Genomic DNA, 17,909 nt, shown 5'->3' on the forward strand with positions numbered 1-17,909 from the left:
AGCTACGATGTGTTTGATTTTAGTGTGATTTATTATTAATCTTCTGCTTCTCCAAATGTTCCTAAATATGCAAAGATTAAGAAGACAAGTCCTATTACAATAAAATTATTTATGATTAATGAACTTGTAAGCATATGTTTTGAGAATATGTTGATAATTATGAAGGTCAAGAAACCGAGTAGTATATATATTGTTATGTTGGATTTGTTTAAGTTAAGTTCAATATGCTTATTAACTTCGTATATATTAAGAATAAATCCAACTGTACAGGCTATTAGCATAGTTAGGCTATATCCAAATATATTTATAGAATGAATTGCGGTAAATATGTATAAACATATCAATTCAATTATGGCTTCAATCATAGAATTTCTAAGAATTATGTTTTGTCTATTTAGACCATTTAATATGCCGAACATGGTTACTGCAGGAAAAAAAATTGGTGCAGTGAGGGAAGCGAATCTTATATACATACCTAAGTCTACTCTGTCGTAAAACATCTTTCCTAAAGCGTCTGGAATTACATTGCAAATTATTGTGGTTGCTATTCCAAGTAGAAATGCAACTTTAATAACCTTTTTAATTCTAATAGAAGCTTCATATTGTTTCCCAAGTACTAGACTTTGAGAAAGATCTGGAATCAATAAAGTGTTAATTGTAGAAACTACAATTAAAGGAATTGTTATTATGCTAAGCGCCATTCCAGTATATTTCCCTATCATGCTTAAAGCTTCTGAATAACTAAAACCAGCTGCAAGTAAGCGTCTTGGAACAATCAGTGTAGAGAGTGTTCCTAAAATGTTAGTTAAAAATCCATTTAACAGAAGAGGAACTGCAATGATAATTACATCAAAAAGAAGTTGAACTCTGCCTTCAGGTTTTTCATGAGATTTAGGTATTTTACTTATTGAGTATTTATAATAAATATAAAGAAAAAATAGACTTTGAAATTCGCCTATACATAATGCAACTGTAGCTAAAGTTACCATTCCCTCAAGAGTTTGAGCTTTTGTCAAAAATATAAGCAAACTTACGGTTAAAATCCTCATGGCTTTTTCGCAAATATCAATTATTGCCGGCACTGTAATTTTAGAAGTTCCATAGAAGTATCCCTTAAGTATATTTGAAATTGCAATACAAACCATGGCTGGGCAAATGACTTTAATAGCATTTATAGTTCTAACATCATTAACACCATATTTACCAAGTGTTGGAGCAAGAAGAAATACTATTATACCTATTAGAAAGGCCCAGATTATATTGAATAAGGAAACAACCCTGATGGTCCTTACAATATTATTATGCTCACCTTTTTGCGCATAGACAGCGGTTATTTTGGAAATAGAAGCTACTATTCCAGCAGTCATAAGACATATAAATAAATTGTAAATAGGCATAACCAAGTTATATAAGCCCATTCCTTCTGGCCCTAATATTTTAGAAAGATATATGGAAAATATAAAACCTAAAATACCTGTTGCTATATTGGAAGATACAAGTAAAAAAGAATTCTTTAAAAAATTATCTCTATCCAAAGCTTATTCACTCCTTTAAATTACTATAAAGCATATTCGTCATAAAGTGTAAATATGAATTGATAGAAATATTAAGTTAAATAAGTTAAAGTGAAAATAATTTAAAATATTATTTATATTTACAAATTAGCCAAAAAAAAGATATAATTATACTTATACGTAAAACTAACAATATAATGGGGAAAGTAAGGGGGAAGAATAATGGATAAAATTTCAGAGAAGGAAATGATAAATCTTTTTTACAATGTAATGCCGTACATAGAATCACTTTTTGATTCAGAGGCGTCTTTAGCATTAGCAGATACTAAAAAATACTTATATACAAATACGAGTGAAAGGTTAAAGCTAAATGCAAAAGAAGGGGATGCTATACCAAGTGGTGGCGCAGTTGCTGATGCACTCAGTAGAGGTAAAGAGATAATAAAAATAGTACCTGAAAATGTGTACGGAGTAGCATTTAAGTCATATGCAATTCCTATAAAAGAAGAAAATGAAGTTGTTGGGGTTTTGGTAGTAGGTAAGAGCTTAGAAAAGAAAAATGATTTAATTGATATTACACAAAAATTATCAGAATCACTTTCGCAGATATCAATTGGGATAAATGATATTTCTAAAGGAGTACAGGAATTAGCAACAATGAATGAGCAAATATTATTAGAAACTAAAGAAGCTACTGAAAGTGCAAAAGATACTGATAAAATATTAACTTTCATTCAAGGGATTTCTTCACAAACAAATCTTCTAGGATTAAATGCTGCTATTGAGGCAGCTAGAGCAGGAGATGCAGGAAAAGGGTTCAGTGTTGTTGCTCAAGAAATTAGGAAATTATCAAATTCTTCTAATGAATCTATTAAAAAAATTGATTCTGTTATGAAGAACATTTCTTCTTCGATAGTAACTATAAATAATAGTTTAACAAACTCAAATGATGTCTCACAAAATCAATCAGCATCATTAGAAGAAATAGCAGCTTCTATTTCAGAATTAAATACAACAGCTAAGAAACTTGAAGAATTAGCTAATCAATTATAAAGATTATTAAAAAATAAAGTCATTCCTTTTAGCTAGCGGACTCTAGAAGGAATGACTTTTTTACTGAAATTTTCATATATATCTATGAAAAGTCAGGGGATTTTCATAATTTTAATTTATAACTTTTATTTCTTAACTGAATAAATATTATTTCAAGTTTTCCGGGTTTAGTACTTTAAGTTCATCAATTACAAAAATTCCATCCTTTCTTATTAGAACATCATCAAAGTAAATTTCACCACCGCCATAATCAGCTCTTTGTATCAAAACTAAGTCCCAATGAATAGCAGAGCTATTTCCATTTGGAGCTTCATCATAAGAAGCACCTGGAGTAAAGTGAATTGAACCTGCTATTTTTTCATCGAATAAGGTATCTTTCATAGGATGAAGAATATAAGGATTAACACCTATTGCAAATTCACCAACATATCTTGCGCCATCATCAGTGTTTAATATTTCATTTAATCGCTTAGAATTGTTTGCAGTAGCATTTATGATTTTACCATCTTTAAATTCAAATTTAATATCAGTAAAAGTAAATCCGTTGTAAGCAGATGGTGTGTTATAAGCTAGAGTACCATTAATTGAATTTTTAACTGGTGCAGTATAAACTTCTCCATCTGGGATGTTAGCCTTACCATCACATTTAATCGCAGGAATATCTTTTATTGAAAAAGTTAAATCTGTACCTGGAGCGACTAATCTTACTTTGTCAGTTTTATTCATTAATTCTACTAGTGAATCCATAGCCTTTGACATTTTAGAGTAATCCAAATTACATACATTAAAATAGAATTCCTCAAAAGCTTCTGTACTCATATCTGCGCTTTGAGCCATAGAATAATTAGGATATCTTAAGACACACCATTTAGTATTTGGAACCCTTATGTCTGAATGAACTGGTGCTTTAAAGTATCTATTATATAGGTTCATTTTTTCTTCAGGAACATCTGAAAGTTCAGAAGAATTATTACTAGCCCTGACCCCTATATAGGCATCCATGTCTTTCATTCTTAAAGCTTCGTATTTAGCTCTGAGATCTAATTGTCCTTTTGAAGTATTCATAAGCAATTCACGTTCTAATTCATTATCCTTTATTGATACAAAAGGAATTGCATTTGCCTTATAAACTTCTTTGATTAACTCTTTAATTAAAGGCGTTTCTACTCCATTAGCTTCAATAAGGACTTTTTCACCTTCTTTAAGTTCACATGAATAATTTATTAAATTACTAGCAAGTTTAGTATTTCTAGGATCTGTCATAGGTCATTCCTCCTTATATTTTTATAAATTATTTATATTTAGAATTATATTAATGACTTTATACTCATAAAGAGTATGTAGAATTTAATATAATGTATTTTTATTGATATCCATATATGGATATCAATAAGTTTATGGTAAATTTACCAATAAAATTATATATGACCAATATATATAGTATATCATATAAAGAACATTTTTAAATTAAAGGTCTTATTTCATTAGATTTACAATATAAATCTAATATAGATATTATACATTATGTATTAAGAAAAGTTTGATTCAGAAGAAGGTTAATTAGTTTTTATAGATTTCTAATTAAAGCGGTAAGGGGAGAATGAAGTGAAAAGGTTTCTAAAATTTTTAATTATTTCAATTATAATAGTTGTAGTAGCATTTGGAGTATTTAATTTTTCAAATCAATATAAAATGAATACGCTAAAAAACAATATAAGTTGGAGCGTCGCGTATAAGAATTGTAATGACTCAGTAGCTTTTGATCAAGATAATAATAAAAATACTTATGTAGCATATGAAAATTATATTAAAGTGATTAAGGAAGATGGGAGAGAAGAAACTTTATTACAAGATAATACGTTAAAAATAGAAAACTTATTATTTTACAATAATAAATTATACTTTATTTCTAAGGATAGTTTATATAAATATGATTTAAGTGATAAGAGTCTGCAGTTAGTAATAGATAATATACCTTGTGAAGGCAAATATTTAGATAGAAATATAATCATAAGAAATTCAAGACTTCTTTTGTCTATAGGAACTGTTACTAATTCAGGGATAGCAGCATATGAAAGTGATTATTCAATCAATAAAGTTCCACACGATAAAAGTCCAATAGATATAACATTAAATGGTTTTAACTATGGAGAAAAGAAAACAGGTGCTTTCATGCCTTATGGAAATTCTAGTGAAGAAGGACAGAAAATAAGGGCGCAGAGTTTAGCCAATGCATGTGTTGTAGAAATAAATTTAAGCACTAATAAATCAACCTTATATTCATCAGGAATAAGAAATATAACTGGATGGGATTTAGATGATGATGGAAATCTTATTGGAATTGTCGGAGGAATGGAGAATGTTGGAGATAGGCCTATAAATAGAGATTTCGATTATCTTTATAAAATAGATAAAGGTAAATGGTATGGCTGGCCAGATTTTAGTGGAGGAGATCCTATAACATCTTCTAGATTTAAAGGAGATAAGCTTGTATCAAATCTTATTCAAAATCCTCCAAATAAAATTGTTCCAGGGCCAATTTATCAATTTAAAAATGTTAGTGCTATAAGATATTTAGCTATTGATAAAGAAGGAAAAATATTAGAAAAAAATACTAAAGTATATTATGATAGTAAGAATAATGTTATATCAGCAATAAATAGCAAAAGTATCGTATATGATTTATTGAAGTTAAAGGATAATAGCAATATAAAAGGAATAAAATATTTAGATGGAGATATTTATATTTTAGATAGTGGAACTGGATGTATTTATAAGTTGCAGTCTGAAGGACCTAGATTCGAATTCAATCTTCCAAAATCAATCTGGATATTTATAGGCGTTCTTTTAGCTACAATAACCAGTTTAGTTATATATAAGATTTATAATAAAAAACGTACAAAATAGCATAAACACATTTATTTAGTTGAATATTTTTAGTATAAAAATTCGGAAAAGCAATAGGCTGCCTCAAGATTAATTTTGTTTTGAGGCAGCTTTTTTACGAAAAATATAGGAATCTTTTTTGAATCTAAAAAATAAAAATAATATGTTTAAAAATATGTAAAAAATGTTAAAATATAACCAAAGGTTCAGATGAAGTAGGAGGGAACAGCATGGGCAAAACATTAGTAATAAATTTAGAAGATGTTGTTTTTGAAGGGGATATATTAGATGTAGGAGATAAAAATCTCGGTATTATATATAATATTTCTAAAGAAGTAGAAGAAGAATTATCTTTAGATTATGTACGTAGCGATACTAAAATGGAATTAAAGAGTAGAGAATATGATGCGTGTACGTTTTTTTTTGATCTAAATAAAATATGGACTAGTTTAGAAAAAGAAAGATTGATTAAGGAAGTAAGCTCATATATAAGAGATGATGGAGAAATATTCATATGGGACATAAAAAAGGAAAGAGGAAAAGTATTCAATAACAAAATAAGAGTTATATTACCGAATGGGAAAATAAAAGAATTTATATTTAAGAACTTAAATATACTTTTAAGCTCAAATATAGAAGAATTAAAAAAAATCCTTGAAAAATACTTCAAAATAGAAGAAACTAAAGCATGGGAAGATGTTTTTTTTATTAGAGGAAGGAAACTGGAAACCAAAGTTATAGCAGAGGAGAAAGTTAAGGATGAAGGTACTGATTACGGCAATAGACTCTAAATTTATTCATAGTAATTTAGCAGTTAGATATTTAAAGAATTTTACAAGAGATATGGATTATGAAGGAAGAATAAAGGAATTTACTATAAATGATAGAGAAGGAAGAATATTAGAAGAAATAATTGAAGAAAAGCCAGATGTTGTAGCATTTTCTACATATATTTGGAATGTTGAACTTGTTTCAAGAGTTTCCAATTTAATAAAAAAGGTAAATCCTAAAATAGAAATTCTCTATGGTGGGCCAGAAGTCTCATTTGATTCAAGAAGCTTTCTAAAAAATAATGTAGGAGAATACGTTATTGAAGGGGAAGGTGAAAAGACTTATAAAGATTTTATTTTATATAAACTAGGAAAAATGAAGCTTGAAGATGTTAGAGGGTTACATTATAAAATTAATGACGAGGTTTATTCTAATGAGAAGCGTCCATTAATGTCTATGGATGAAATAGTATTTCCATATGATGAAGATGAGGATCTAAGTAATAAAATTGTATATTATGAAGCTTCAAGAGGATGTCCTTTTAATTGTAAATATTGTCTTTCGTCTACAAGTCATGGAGTTAGATTTTTAGAAATAGAGAGAGTTTTAAAAGAGTTAATGTATTTTGTTAATAAAAAAGTTAGATTAGTTAAATTTGTTGATCGTACATTTAACTGCAATTCTAAATTTGCTATGGCAATATGGGACTTTTTAATAAAACAAGATACAAATACTCAATTTCATTTTGAAATATCAGCAGACATATTGAAGCCTCAGGAAATAGAACTTTTATCAAAGGCTCCAAAAGGAAGATTTAGATTTGAAGTTGGAGTTCAAACAACTAATGACGAAGTTTTAAGAAATATAAATAGATTTGTTAATTTTAATGATATAAAAGAAAAGGTTCTAGAAATTGAAGCGTTGAGAAATATAGACCAGCATCTAGATTTAATAGCAGGACTTCCGGGAGAAGATTATGAATCTTTTAAGAAATCTTTTAATGATATGTATGAAATAAGACCAGAAGAAATTCAACTTGGTTTCTTAAAACTATTAAAGGGATCTTCTATGAGAGAAGATGCAGATAAATATGGGATGGAATATTCACCATATCCACCATATGAAATTTTAAAAACCGATAAACTTTCTTATGAAGAGTTATTAAAGCTTAAGAAAGTTGAAGAAATGGTGGATAAATATTATAACTCACAAAAGTTCAATTATATAATTGGGTATTTTGAGAAAAAGTTCAATTCACCATTTGAATTTTATTATAGTTTAGGAATGTTTTTTGAAAGTCAGGGATATTTTAATAAGAATATAGGGAATGTAGAATATTATAAAGTATTTTTAGACTTCAATGCAGACATATTGGGAGAAAGTAATAAATATGTAAAAGAAATAATAAGGTTCAATTATTTGATTTATTATAAAAAAAGGGGATTGCCAGAGTTTATAAGAAGTGATATGGAAAAAGAAGAGGAAAAGAGCATAAAAGAGACTTTAAAAGAAAAATATTCATTTAAAGAATATCATTTGGAGAAGTTTAAAATTAATGTTGAAAAATATATTGAAACTGGTGAGATACTAGAGGAAAATACTTATTATCTATTTAATGAAAAAGCTGATTATATCTCGATTACTAAAGAGTTTAACTAATATATTGAAAGCATAAAATTAGGAAACCTATTAATGGTTTCCTAATTTTATATTGTTTTATGAAACTGCACGATATTTCATACGGCTCTAATTTATAGAAAAGGAATCTTTTATTACTTTAAGAGGCCTCATCATATCGTGATCTTCATGTTCGAGAAAGTGACAGTGCCATACAAAGTCGCCTGCATGGTCTTTAAAGTGCATAATAATTCGTGTGACTTTTCCACCATCAGCTCTGACAACGTCCTTCCACCCCTGCTCGAAAGGTAGAGGGGCTTCAGCTGGACCAGTATATTCGATCTTACCATCAGTTTGATATTTCTGAATATCAAAAGGTCTTCTGTCTAGTATCTTAAATTGAACTAAGTGAACATGAATAGGATGTGAAAGGTTCGCAACAGGATTAATTAAATTCCATATTTCTATGCTATCTAGTTCAGGTTTTTCTGTAGCAGGATCTGACCACATTCTATTGTTTAGTAAAAGCATTGGCCTACCATAATGATCAGTAGATACATTTAAAGGTAGATCACGAACATTTGTAGCCATTTCTTCATCTATATGAGTAAAAGGATATAATTCTTCTGGAACTTCACTAGTGTCCTTAGATTTTAGAGGAAGTGTTACTTTAAACCTCATTACTACTGACAAATTAGGATCAGTGTTTGCATTTAGAAGAGTTATTTCTTCACCTTTAAATTTTGAAAAATCTATTACAATATCTATTCTCTCAGCTGGATATAGGATGAAGGAAGATATTTTAGCTGTGTGGTGTAAAAGCCCTCCGTCTGTACCAATTTGATAGAATTCAGAATTATTGGATAGGCTTAGGTTATAATCTCGTCTATTGGAAGCATTTAATATTCTAAATCTATATTTTCTAGGCTCAACATTTAAATAAGGCCACACCTTACCATTCACTACTATTGTATTACCTAAAAATCCTGGCACTATTGACGGTTTAACAGGTACAGGAAATGGAGGGGTATCAGGATAAAATAATGAACCATCAGCATTAAATGATTTGTCTTGTATCATCATTGGTATTTCATAGATTCCTCCTGGTAAATGTAATCTTTTTTCCTGAGGATCTCTAATTAAATAAAAACCAGCAAGTCCAGCATATACATTTAGTCTTGTTATTCCCATGCTGTGATCATGATACCATAGTGTAGTGGATTGTTGATGATTGGTATATTCATATATTTTCCGAGTAAATGATGGCCCGGTAATCGAATAGTTCTGAGTATACCAAGCTTCTGGATAGCCATCACTATGAGGTTCTATATTAGCACCATGTACATGAACCACAGTTCTTACATCAGGTGTATCAATAGCTCCATGAAGAGTATGATCTATTGGAAGAAGATGCTTATAAGGCAGGCTATTGATCCATTTTACATAAATGGTCTTATCCTTCATAGTTTCAATAGTTGGCCCTGGATAACGGCCTTCATATCCCCAAACTCTGGTAAAAGGGAATGAGCTGTGAAATTTATGATATGCTTGTATCATATGAATTTCATAATATGCAGCTTTTCCAATCCAGTCAACTGGTTTAGCAACTTCTGGAATTTGTAGTCTATCTATAAATTTTGGAATTGTATCTGGTTTAGATGGATCAATTTTTTGTACAGGTACGTCAGTACATTTCATTATATTCACATCCTTTTTAGTTAATCAATTTTTTAAAGTATGGTTTGTTAAAAGTCTATTACATTATATGAATTAATGGGTACCTAAGTGAATATGTTGTAAAGCTGATACTAGTACAAAAGTTTTAGTAAGAATGAATGAGGAATTAGAGATTTAGAAATTAAAAAAATAAACCAGCAGACTAGTTAGTATGCTGGTTTAATACTTTCTGTATTTACTTTAGGCTGGATAATTTAAATTTTCTTCTTTTATGTTTAATAAAATTTCGTTAAGAAATTTGTTTGCTAAATATTTAGCCATTGGCAGATTCATGTCTAAATAGTTACCGCAATCTTTAGCAGAAGCACCAGGAATATCGCCTTCAAAATCGGCCATAAATTTATATAATTCTGTAAGAAGAGGAACTATATCTTTTGATTTATAATCACCATGTAAAATCAAATAGAAGCCTGTCCTACATCCCATAGGTCCAAAGTAAACAGTTTTATCTGCATAAACTTTATGATTTCTTAAGAAAGTAGCAGCTAAATGCTCAATTGCATGCATTTCTGCTGTATTCATAACTGGTTCAAAATTAGGTCTAGTCATTCTTATATCAAAGGTTGTAAGAACTGTATCCCCAAACTTATCTTGTCTTGAAACATATACACCTGGAAGTAATTCCAAATGATTAATTGTAAAACTTGCTATTTTTTCCATCAAAGTCACTCCTTAATATAAAAGTTAATAATAAACTATATAACTGTATTTAGTAAAACCTTATTTACATTTGTTTCTATTAAATTGTAGCATTTGAAATCCCCATTAGCAATATAATCTACGAAGAATTTGGATGTGATATCAAAACAGAATAAAAAATATAAATAGTTTTAGGGTATAACCTTAATAATTTTGTAATTGATATACCATATCTTTAATAGTATAATCAAATAGGAAGTAAGCCAAGATGGAACATTTGGATATAATTTACTTTCATAGACTTAACTAAGGAGTAGAAAAGATGAATTATATTTTAGCAATGGTAGTATCTCTTTTAGGAGCATTAATTACCATGCCTTTTCTTATGAAGCTAGCTAATAAAGTACAGTTTACGGATAAGCCTAATAAAAGAAAACAGCATAAAATGCCAACACCATTATGCGGAGGTATAGCTTTATACATTGGATTTTTTATATCATATTTTATGTTTTATAAAGACGAAGATCACCCATACAAGCAAGTAACAGTGCTTGTTGCAGCTACTATGATATTATTAATAGGATTAATTGATGATTGGTATAAGACAAAGGGAAAGGAATTTGCCATATTTCCTAGGCTTGTTATTCAATTGTTATCTGCAATTTTAGTATTTAAAGCAAACATTTTTTTTGGAGGATTTACAAATCCATTTACAAGTTCTTATATAGAATTTAGTCCAGTAGTGAAATTTATACTTACGATAACCTGGATATTTGGAGTTACCACTGTAATTAATTGGTCTGATGGAATGGATGGGTTAGCAGGAGGTTTATCCTTAATATCAGCAGCAACTTTTTTTGCAGCAGCAATAATATTAAATCAAGATGAATCAGCAGTAGTATCTATAATGCTTGTGGGAACTATTTTGGGATTTCTATATTATAATAAATTCCCTGCAAAAGTGTTTATGGGGGATTCAGGAGCAAATTTTTTAGGATTTATTTTAAGTATCACAGCATTAGAAGGGGCATTTAAGCAGGCAACTGTTTTAAGTTTGTTTATACCAATATTAGCGTTAGCAGTACCGATTTTTGATAATTTATTTGTTATATTTAAAAGATTTTCTGAAGGGAAACCAGTTTATCAGGCAGATAGAAGTCAAATACATTTTAGACTAGAAGAAAAAGGCTTTACTACTGTTCAAGTTGTTAAATACATAATGTTAATCAGCTTAACTTTTAGTATATTATCCATAATTTTATTATTAGTTAAGAAGTAATAGATAAATAATATAAGACAAGTAACTAAAATTTAGAAATGAAATCTTTACAAGTAAGATTTTCAAAGATATAATAATTAATTATAAGACTTATCAAGAGTGGTGGAGGGACTGGCCCGAAGAAACCCAGCAACCGATATATTTATATATAAGGTGCTAAATCCTGCAGCGTAATAGAGCTGAAAGATAAGGTGTTTTTGATTGCTTTTAAGCCTAAAGGAATGCCTTTAGGCTTTTTATTATGCAAAAAACAATAGAACTAAAAATAGAAAACTGTGCACTGTAAATCACCTAAGCACAATTTTAATATAACTATTGAAATTTAGAGCTGAGCAGCATTTAACTGTAAAATGTAGATTATCTAAGCAAGGTTTTTAAAATTTAAAGTTAAGCAGCATTTAACTGTAAATTGTTAACTGCTAACTGCTAACTGTTAACTGTATAAGGGGGGGCATTATTATAGAATCTTTGAAATTAGATATAAATAGGGAAGAAGTTCTTAGGTATCTTGGCTATAAGGGACAGGATATAGATAAAAACATTAGTATAATGATTCATGAATGCAGAGAGGAAATCAAAAAGATAATTATGCCTAGAGTTGTGTATAGTTATAATGATATAAGGCAAGACGATGAAGGCGTAGAAGTTATTACTACTAATTTGATTTTGAAAGGAAAGGATATACGGGAACATTTAAAAAATTCGAAACAATGCGTACTTATGGCTGTAACATTAGGAAATGAAATTGAAAGGAAAACTAGATTGTATGAGAAAACTAATTTAACAAGAGCGCTTATATTAGATGCTTGTGCTACAACTGCAGTTGAAGAAGTTTGCGATATAGTAGAGATCAATATAAAGGAAAAAGCTATTCAAGAAGGTATGGATATAACTTTTAGGTATAGTCCAGGCTATGGAGATTTACCCTTAGATGTACAAAATAATTTTTTAAGGTCATTAGATGCTCAAAGGAAAATAGGACTTACTGTATCTGAAAATAATTTGTTGTTTCCTAGAAAATCTGTTACGGCTATAATAGGAATAATTGATAATGGAATTAAAAAGAAAAAGAAGAGCTGCAAAGAATGTAATAACTATGAGAATTGCAGCTTTAGAAGAGAGGGAGAAAACTGTGGGGCTTAAAGAATATATAAAGGATAACATATTAATTTTTGATGGAGCAATGGGAACAATGCTTCAAAAAAAAGGTTTAAAACTTGGAGAAAATCCGGAACTTTTAAATATAAAGGAGCCATATATTATAGAGGAAATTCATAAAGAGTATATAAATAGTGGAGCAAATGTGATAACAACAAATACTTTTGGTGCCAATGAACTTAAGCTTAAACTCTGCAATTTAGAAGTTGAAGATGCAGTAGATGCAGCAGTAAAGATTGCTAAAAGAGCTAAAGGTGACAGCAATACATATATTGCTTTAGATATTGGTCCGATAGGTGAACTTTTAGAGCCTATGGGTACTCTAGGTTTTGATAGAGCATATGAGATTTTCAAGCGCCAGGTAATTCAAGGAACTAAATCAGGGGTAGATATAATCCTGATTGAAACAATGACTGATTTATATGAGCTTAAAGCAGCAATACTTGCAGCCAAGGAAAACTCAGATTTACCTGTGTTTTGTACTATGACCTTTGAAGAAAACCTAAGAACTTTTACAGGGTGCTCCCCAGAAGCTATGGTGCTTGTCTTGGAAGGCTTAGGAGTTGATGCACTTGGGGTTAACTGCTCTCTTGGACCAAAACAATTAAAACCTGTAATTGAGGAAATATGCAGTATAGCCCATATACCAGTAATGGTTCAGCCAAATGCAGGACTTCCGACATTATCAATAGGAAATGAGACAAGATATGATGTTACTAAAGAAGAATTCGCAGATACTTTATGCGGTTTTATAGATTCTGGTGTTAGAATTATTGGAGGATGTTGCGGAACAACTCCAGAGTATATTAAGGAATTATCAAATACAGTCAAAGAGAAAAAAATCATTCCTATTACAAGAGAGCACTACGCTGCAATTTGTACACCATCGAAAGTTGTAAGAATAGATGGGGTTAGAATTATTGGCGAAAGAATCAATCCAACTGGAAAGAAGATATTTAAAGAGGCATTAAAAAATGGTGATTTAGATTATATTTTAAGTCAAGCCGTTTCACAAATTGAAGCTGGGGCACATATTTTAGATGTTAATGTAGGACTTCCTGAAATTGATGAACCAAGTATGATGCATAAAGTTATAAAAGAAATACAAGGTATTATAGATACACCGCTTCAAATTGATTCTTCTGACCATAAAGCTATAGAAACTGGGCTTAGATATTATAATGGAAAGCCAATTTTAAATTCTGTAAATGGTGAAGATGCTGTCTTAGATAAAATACTTCCTTTAGTTAAAAAATATGGAGCAAGTGTTGTAGGATTAACTTTAGATGAAAGAGGAATTCCAGCAAAAGCAGAAGAAAGATTTGAGATTGCAAAAAAAATAATAAATAAGGCAGCAGAATATGGAATAAAAAAAGAGGATGTATTTATAGATTGTTTAGTACTCACAGTATCAGCTCAGCAGGAAGAAGTTCAGGAAACCCTAAAAGCTGTAAGAATGGTTAAAGAAAAATTAGGGGTTAAAACAGTACTTGGAGTTTCGAATATATCTTTTGGACTTCCAAATAGAGAGTTGATAAATGAAACATTTTTAGCGTTAGCTCTTGCAAATGGCTTGGACTTACCAATAATTAATCCTAATGCAAAGGGAATGACTAGAGTTATTGATTCTTACAATGTTTTATATAATTATGATAAAGGTGCTGAAAGCTATATAAATAATTATGCCAATGTAGAAGTATTAACAGAAGTTACTGCTAAAGGAACGACAAAGAATAATCTAAGTGCTAATAGTAATGCAAATACGGATCATGATTTAAAATATATTGTTATTAAAGGCTTAAAAGAGGAAGCTAAGCAGGCTACTATAGAGCTTTTAAAGAGCAAAAAAGAGCTTGAAATAGTTAATGAATATTTGATTCCAGCTTTAGACGAAGTAGGAAGTAAATATGAGAAAGGTGAATTATTTTTACCGCAGTTAATACAATCAGCCGAAACTGTAAAAAATGCATTCAGTATTTTAAAGACAGAAATAGCCAAAAGTAATACGAAGAGTATCTCAAAAGGAAAAATTATAGTGGCGACAGTAAAAGGTGACATTCACGATATTGGAAAGAATATAGTAAAAGTTATTTTGGAGAACTATGGTTATGAAATGATAGATTTAGGAAAAGATGTCCCAATTAAAACTGTTGTAGAAGAAGCTAAAAACCATGAAGTTTCTTTAATTGGATTAAGTGCACTTATGACGACAACCCTTAAGAGCATGGAAGAAACAATAAAAGCATTAAGGGAAGATGGCTACAATGGAAAGATATTTGTTGGAGGGGCGGTATTAACTAAAGATACGGCAGAAAGAATAGGAGCTGATTTTTATGCAAAAGATGCAAAAGAATCAGTTGAAATTGCGAGAAAAGTATTATTATAAAGTATAAATAAATGTAGTTAATTTAAATGAATATTAATATAAAGGAATTATATTCCAATATAATTTTGCTAATAAGCAATACTCATTTTGATGTTTTAATTTACTGGAGGTGTTAAAATATGAGGTTTGAGCTTTTAGAACGCGAAGAACTCAAAAGGTTTTGTGCAAAGTCTGTAATCAGAATGTATGATAATTTGCACAAAGGCAGTTGTAAATAAAATATTTATAATTCTATGTTGTTTATCATAGAGTACAGGCTTTGTATCTTAAATTTGAAATATTAATTTAAGGAGCTGAGCTTTGTGAAATATAGAAAAGCTGAAATGATTTTACCAGATGATTTGGTTAAGGAAATTCAAAAATATATTCAAGGTGAATATATATATGTTCCTACTCAAGCAGAAAAGAGAAAAAAGTGGGGTGAAAATTCAGGAAGTAGGGTGTATATAAGAAATAGAAATGCTGAAATAAGAAATAAACATAAATCTGGTTATAAAATTCAAGATTTATCTGAAGAGTTTTTTCTTTCTTTGGAAAGTATAAGGAAAATTATATATTCAAAGAATAAATAAGAGTATAAAAGAGTTATTGCTATGTTAATTTAGTGATAGCTCTTTTTGTGTAACAAATAATATAGAAATTATTATTACCTATTAATTCCACATAAGCAGTATTATAATAAAGTGAAACTTGATTCAGGTGGGGTTCGATCTCCATCTGAATCATAGTTGAACTTATCCAGGAGCGTGCAGCCGTTATCTCCCACTTTCACAGTGCGAGTGGGAGTGTTACGGATGCTAGCTATCGGATAAATTATAACAGATGAGATTGGAGGGCAAGATTATGAAGTGCAAGATAAGAGATATATACATAAATTATGAAGTAATAGGAGAAGGAAAACCAATTATTATGATACATGGGTATTATCCAGATCACAGATTAATGACTGGGTGTATGGAACCTTTATTTAAAGACGAAAGTAACTACAAAAGAATATATATTGATTTACCAGGCATGGGTAAATCAGAAAGTGCTGATTGGATTTCAAATTCTGATATTATGCTTGATGTAGTAATTGAATTTATTGAGAAGGCTGTGCCTAACGAAAAGTTTTTATTAGTAGGGGAATCTTATGGAGGATATATCTCTAGAGGCATAATTTATAAAATGCAGGATAGAATTGATGGTGTGGCATTAATTTGTCCACTTATAATACCAGAATATAAAGATAGAAATGTGCCTGAACATGTTGTTTTAGTAAAAGATTCAGAATTATTATCAAGATTGACATCAGATGAAGCGGAAGATTTTGAGAATAATGTAGTGGTTCAAAATGAAAAAATATATAAACGATATAAGGAAGAAATAATGTGTGGAGTAGAAATTGCAAACAGTGAATTTTTACAAAATATTATGAAAAATGGTGGATATGGATTTTCATTTGATGTAGATAAGTTAAGTGTAATTTATGATAAACCTTCAGTAATTTTATTGGGAAGACAAGATGATTGTGTAGGTTACAAAGATGCGTGGAAATTATTAGATAGTTTTCCTCGAGCAGCTTTTGCAGTATTAGATAAGGCAGGACATAATCTGCAAATAGAACAGGAAGATTTATTTAATTTACTAGTAAAAGAATGGCTTATCAGAGTTAAGGAAATGTAATTGTATAAGTATTATAGTTTTTTATTTAATATATATTCCAATAATGAAATTACATTCGGAATGTCTGTAGGCTAAGTAAATATGAAATGAAAAATAAATGAAACTAATTGCAACATACTATATATAATTATTTCTTAGATATGTTTAAAGATTTTATTACTGATTTTAATTTTATGTTATAATAAGGAAATAGAATTGGAAGGATATAAGAGGAGGAGTTATGCAAAAAATAATTAAGCGTTTAGGTTCTGGCAATAATGGTATTAGAAGAATAAATACTTGAGAGCTTAGATTGGCTGTATTTATAGTTATATTTATTTCATTTATTCTATCAGGAAATATACTTCAAGATCAAGGGGTATCGTTTGGATTTCCCTGTAGCTATTTGACAATATATCAAGAAAAAATTAATGATTTCAGACTATTTTGTAATTTGTTTCATGGAAATCATGGAGTAAATATTAATATATTAGACTTCTTCGTTAATATAGTAATTATTTATTGTATAATAATATTTATAGAAAATATTATTAATAAATTTAGATATAAAAGTAATAATTAGATGTGAAACAATAAAAACGCATAAAAGAAATTATATGCGTTTTTAGTTATTTTAACATATTATAATAATTTAAAGTAAAAAATTACTTTTTGATATAGAATTGAATTATTATGTTATAATAGCTAAATATACTTAATGAAAACAAATGGAGGGGCTTATGCTAATAAGAGAAATACAAGAAAAAGATAATAAGCAAGTTGAATTGCTTATAAGAACTTGTTTAATAGAATTTGGGGCAAACAAACCTGGATGTGCTTGGTCTGATCCTAACTTAGGATGTTTTTATCAGGTTTATATAAACGAGAAATCTAATTATTGGGTTGTTGAAGAGGATGGTAAAATAGTAGCAGGTTGCGGCATAGGACCATTAGAAAATGCTGAAGGTGTATGTGAATTACAAAAGATGTATTCATTAAAAGAGGTAAGAGGTACTGGTATTGCGCAAGAGTTATTAGATATCTCATTAGAATTTGCTAGAAAGCATTATAAAGAATGTTACCTTGAAACTTTTGATAATATGGTAGCTGCGAATAAATTTTATAAAAAGAATGGATTTATACAATTAGATAAACCTTTAGTTGAAACTGAACACTTTGCTTGTGATGTTTGGTATAGAAAGAACTTATAAAGTTATTTACTTTA

14 protein-coding genes and 1 riboswitch are annotated in these 17,909 nt (G+C 29.4%); of the genes, 10 read left to right on the forward strand and 4 right to left on the reverse strand.

Going from position 1 to position 17,909, the window contains the following annotated elements; all coding sequences use genetic code 11:
* Positions 1-35: 35 nt before the first annotated feature.
* Positions 36-1,535 (reverse strand): stage V sporulation protein B, encoded by a 1,500-nt coding sequence (gene spoVB, locus CDLVIII_RS11265; RefSeq protein WP_009169582.1) that lies wholly within the window; start codon positions 1,533-1,535, stop codon positions 36-38.
* A 201-nt stretch (positions 1,536-1,736) separates the two neighbouring features.
* Here spoVB and CDLVIII_RS11270 point away from each other — a divergent pair, with 201 nt between their 5' ends.
* Positions 1,737-2,567, forward strand: coding sequence for a methyl-accepting chemotaxis protein (locus tag CDLVIII_RS11270; RefSeq protein ID WP_009169583.1), 831 nt, complete (start codon positions 1,737-1,739; stop codon positions 2,565-2,567).
* Positions 2,568-2,714: 147 nt separating this feature from the next.
* On the opposite strand, the gene CDLVIII_RS11275 is transcribed toward CDLVIII_RS11270, so the two are convergent.
* The gene (locus tag CDLVIII_RS11275) at positions 2,715-3,830 is read right to left on the reverse strand and encodes an aminopeptidase (protein ID WP_009169584.1); all 1,116 of its coding nucleotides are present in this window, start codon (positions 3,828-3,830) and stop codon (positions 2,715-2,717) included.
* A 342-nt stretch (positions 3,831-4,172) separates the two neighbouring features.
* Between CDLVIII_RS11275 and CDLVIII_RS11280 the strand changes: the two genes are divergently transcribed.
* From CDLVIII_RS11280 to CDLVIII_RS11290, 3 genes are all read left to right on the forward strand, one after another.
* Complete coding sequence (locus CDLVIII_RS11280; protein ID WP_009169585.1) at positions 4,173-5,474, forward strand: PQQ-dependent sugar dehydrogenase; 1,302 nt, start codon at positions 4,173-4,175, stop codon at positions 5,472-5,474.
* A gap of 209 nt (positions 5,475-5,683) precedes the next feature.
* Positions 5,684-6,244, forward strand: coding sequence for a hypothetical protein (locus CDLVIII_RS11285; RefSeq protein ID WP_009169586.1), 561 nt, complete (start codon positions 5,684-5,686; stop codon positions 6,242-6,244).
* Positions 6,213-7,883: a B12-binding domain-containing radical SAM protein gene (locus CDLVIII_RS11290; protein WP_009169587.1), complete on the forward strand. Its 1,671-nt coding sequence runs from the start codon at positions 6,213-6,215 to the stop codon at positions 7,881-7,883. Before CDLVIII_RS11285 ends, CDLVIII_RS11290 begins: the two co-directional genes overlap by 32 nt.
* 87 nt (positions 7,884-7,970) lie before the next feature.
* On the opposite strand, the gene CDLVIII_RS11295 is transcribed toward CDLVIII_RS11290, so the two are convergent.
* Positions 7,971-9,539, reverse strand: coding sequence for a multicopper oxidase (locus CDLVIII_RS11295; RefSeq protein ID WP_009169588.1), 1,569 nt, complete (start codon positions 9,537-9,539; stop codon positions 7,971-7,973).
* A 219-nt stretch (positions 9,540-9,758) separates the two neighbouring features.
* On the reverse strand, positions 9,759-10,238 hold the full coding sequence (locus CDLVIII_RS11300) for an S-ribosylhomocysteine lyase (protein WP_009169589.1): 480 nt from the start codon (positions 10,236-10,238) through the stop codon (positions 9,759-9,761).
* A gap of 301 nt (positions 10,239-10,539) precedes the next feature.
* Between CDLVIII_RS11300 and CDLVIII_RS11305 the strand changes: the two genes are divergently transcribed.
* The 6 genes from CDLVIII_RS11305 (at position 10,540) to CDLVIII_RS11335 (ending at position 17,895) form a co-directional block, all read left to right on the forward strand.
* Positions 10,540-11,496, forward strand: coding sequence for an MraY family glycosyltransferase (locus CDLVIII_RS11305; protein ID WP_009169590.1), 957 nt, complete (start codon positions 10,540-10,542; stop codon positions 11,494-11,496).
* A gap of 87 nt (positions 11,497-11,583) precedes the next feature.
* Positions 11,584-11,689: riboswitch (SAM riboswitch) on the forward strand.
* 266 nt (positions 11,690-11,955) lie between these two features.
* A complete protein-coding gene (locus CDLVIII_RS11310) occupies positions 11,956-12,639 on the forward strand; it encodes a vitamin B12 dependent-methionine synthase activation domain-containing protein (protein ID WP_035301740.1) in 684 nt (227 codons plus the stop codon).
* On the forward strand, positions 12,629-15,040 hold the full coding sequence (locus CDLVIII_RS11315) for a homocysteine S-methyltransferase family protein (protein ID WP_035302228.1): 2,412 nt from the start codon (positions 12,629-12,631) through the stop codon (positions 15,038-15,040). The genes CDLVIII_RS11310 and CDLVIII_RS11315 overlap by 11 nt, the downstream gene beginning before the upstream one ends.
* A gap of 302 nt (positions 15,041-15,342) precedes the next feature.
* Positions 15,343-15,612 (forward strand): CD3324 family protein, encoded by a 270-nt coding sequence (locus tag CDLVIII_RS11320; RefSeq protein ID WP_009169593.1) that lies wholly within the window; start codon positions 15,343-15,345, stop codon positions 15,610-15,612.
* A gap of 271 nt (positions 15,613-15,883) precedes the next feature.
* A complete protein-coding gene (locus CDLVIII_RS11325) occupies positions 15,884-16,705 on the forward strand; it encodes an alpha/beta hydrolase (RefSeq protein WP_009169594.1) in 822 nt (273 codons plus the stop codon).
* A 719-nt stretch (positions 16,706-17,424) separates the two neighbouring features.
* Positions 17,425-17,895 carry a GNAT family N-acetyltransferase gene (locus CDLVIII_RS11335; RefSeq protein WP_009169596.1) on the forward strand — a complete coding sequence of 157 codons (471 nt, stop codon included), beginning with the start codon at positions 17,425-17,427 and terminating at the stop codon, positions 17,893-17,895.
* Positions 17,896-17,909 lie beyond the last annotated feature (14 nt).

The sequence above is a fragment of the Clostridium sp. DL-VIII genome (assembly GCF_000230835.1).
Taxonomy (GTDB): domain Bacteria; phylum Bacillota; class Clostridia; order Clostridiales; family Clostridiaceae; genus Clostridium.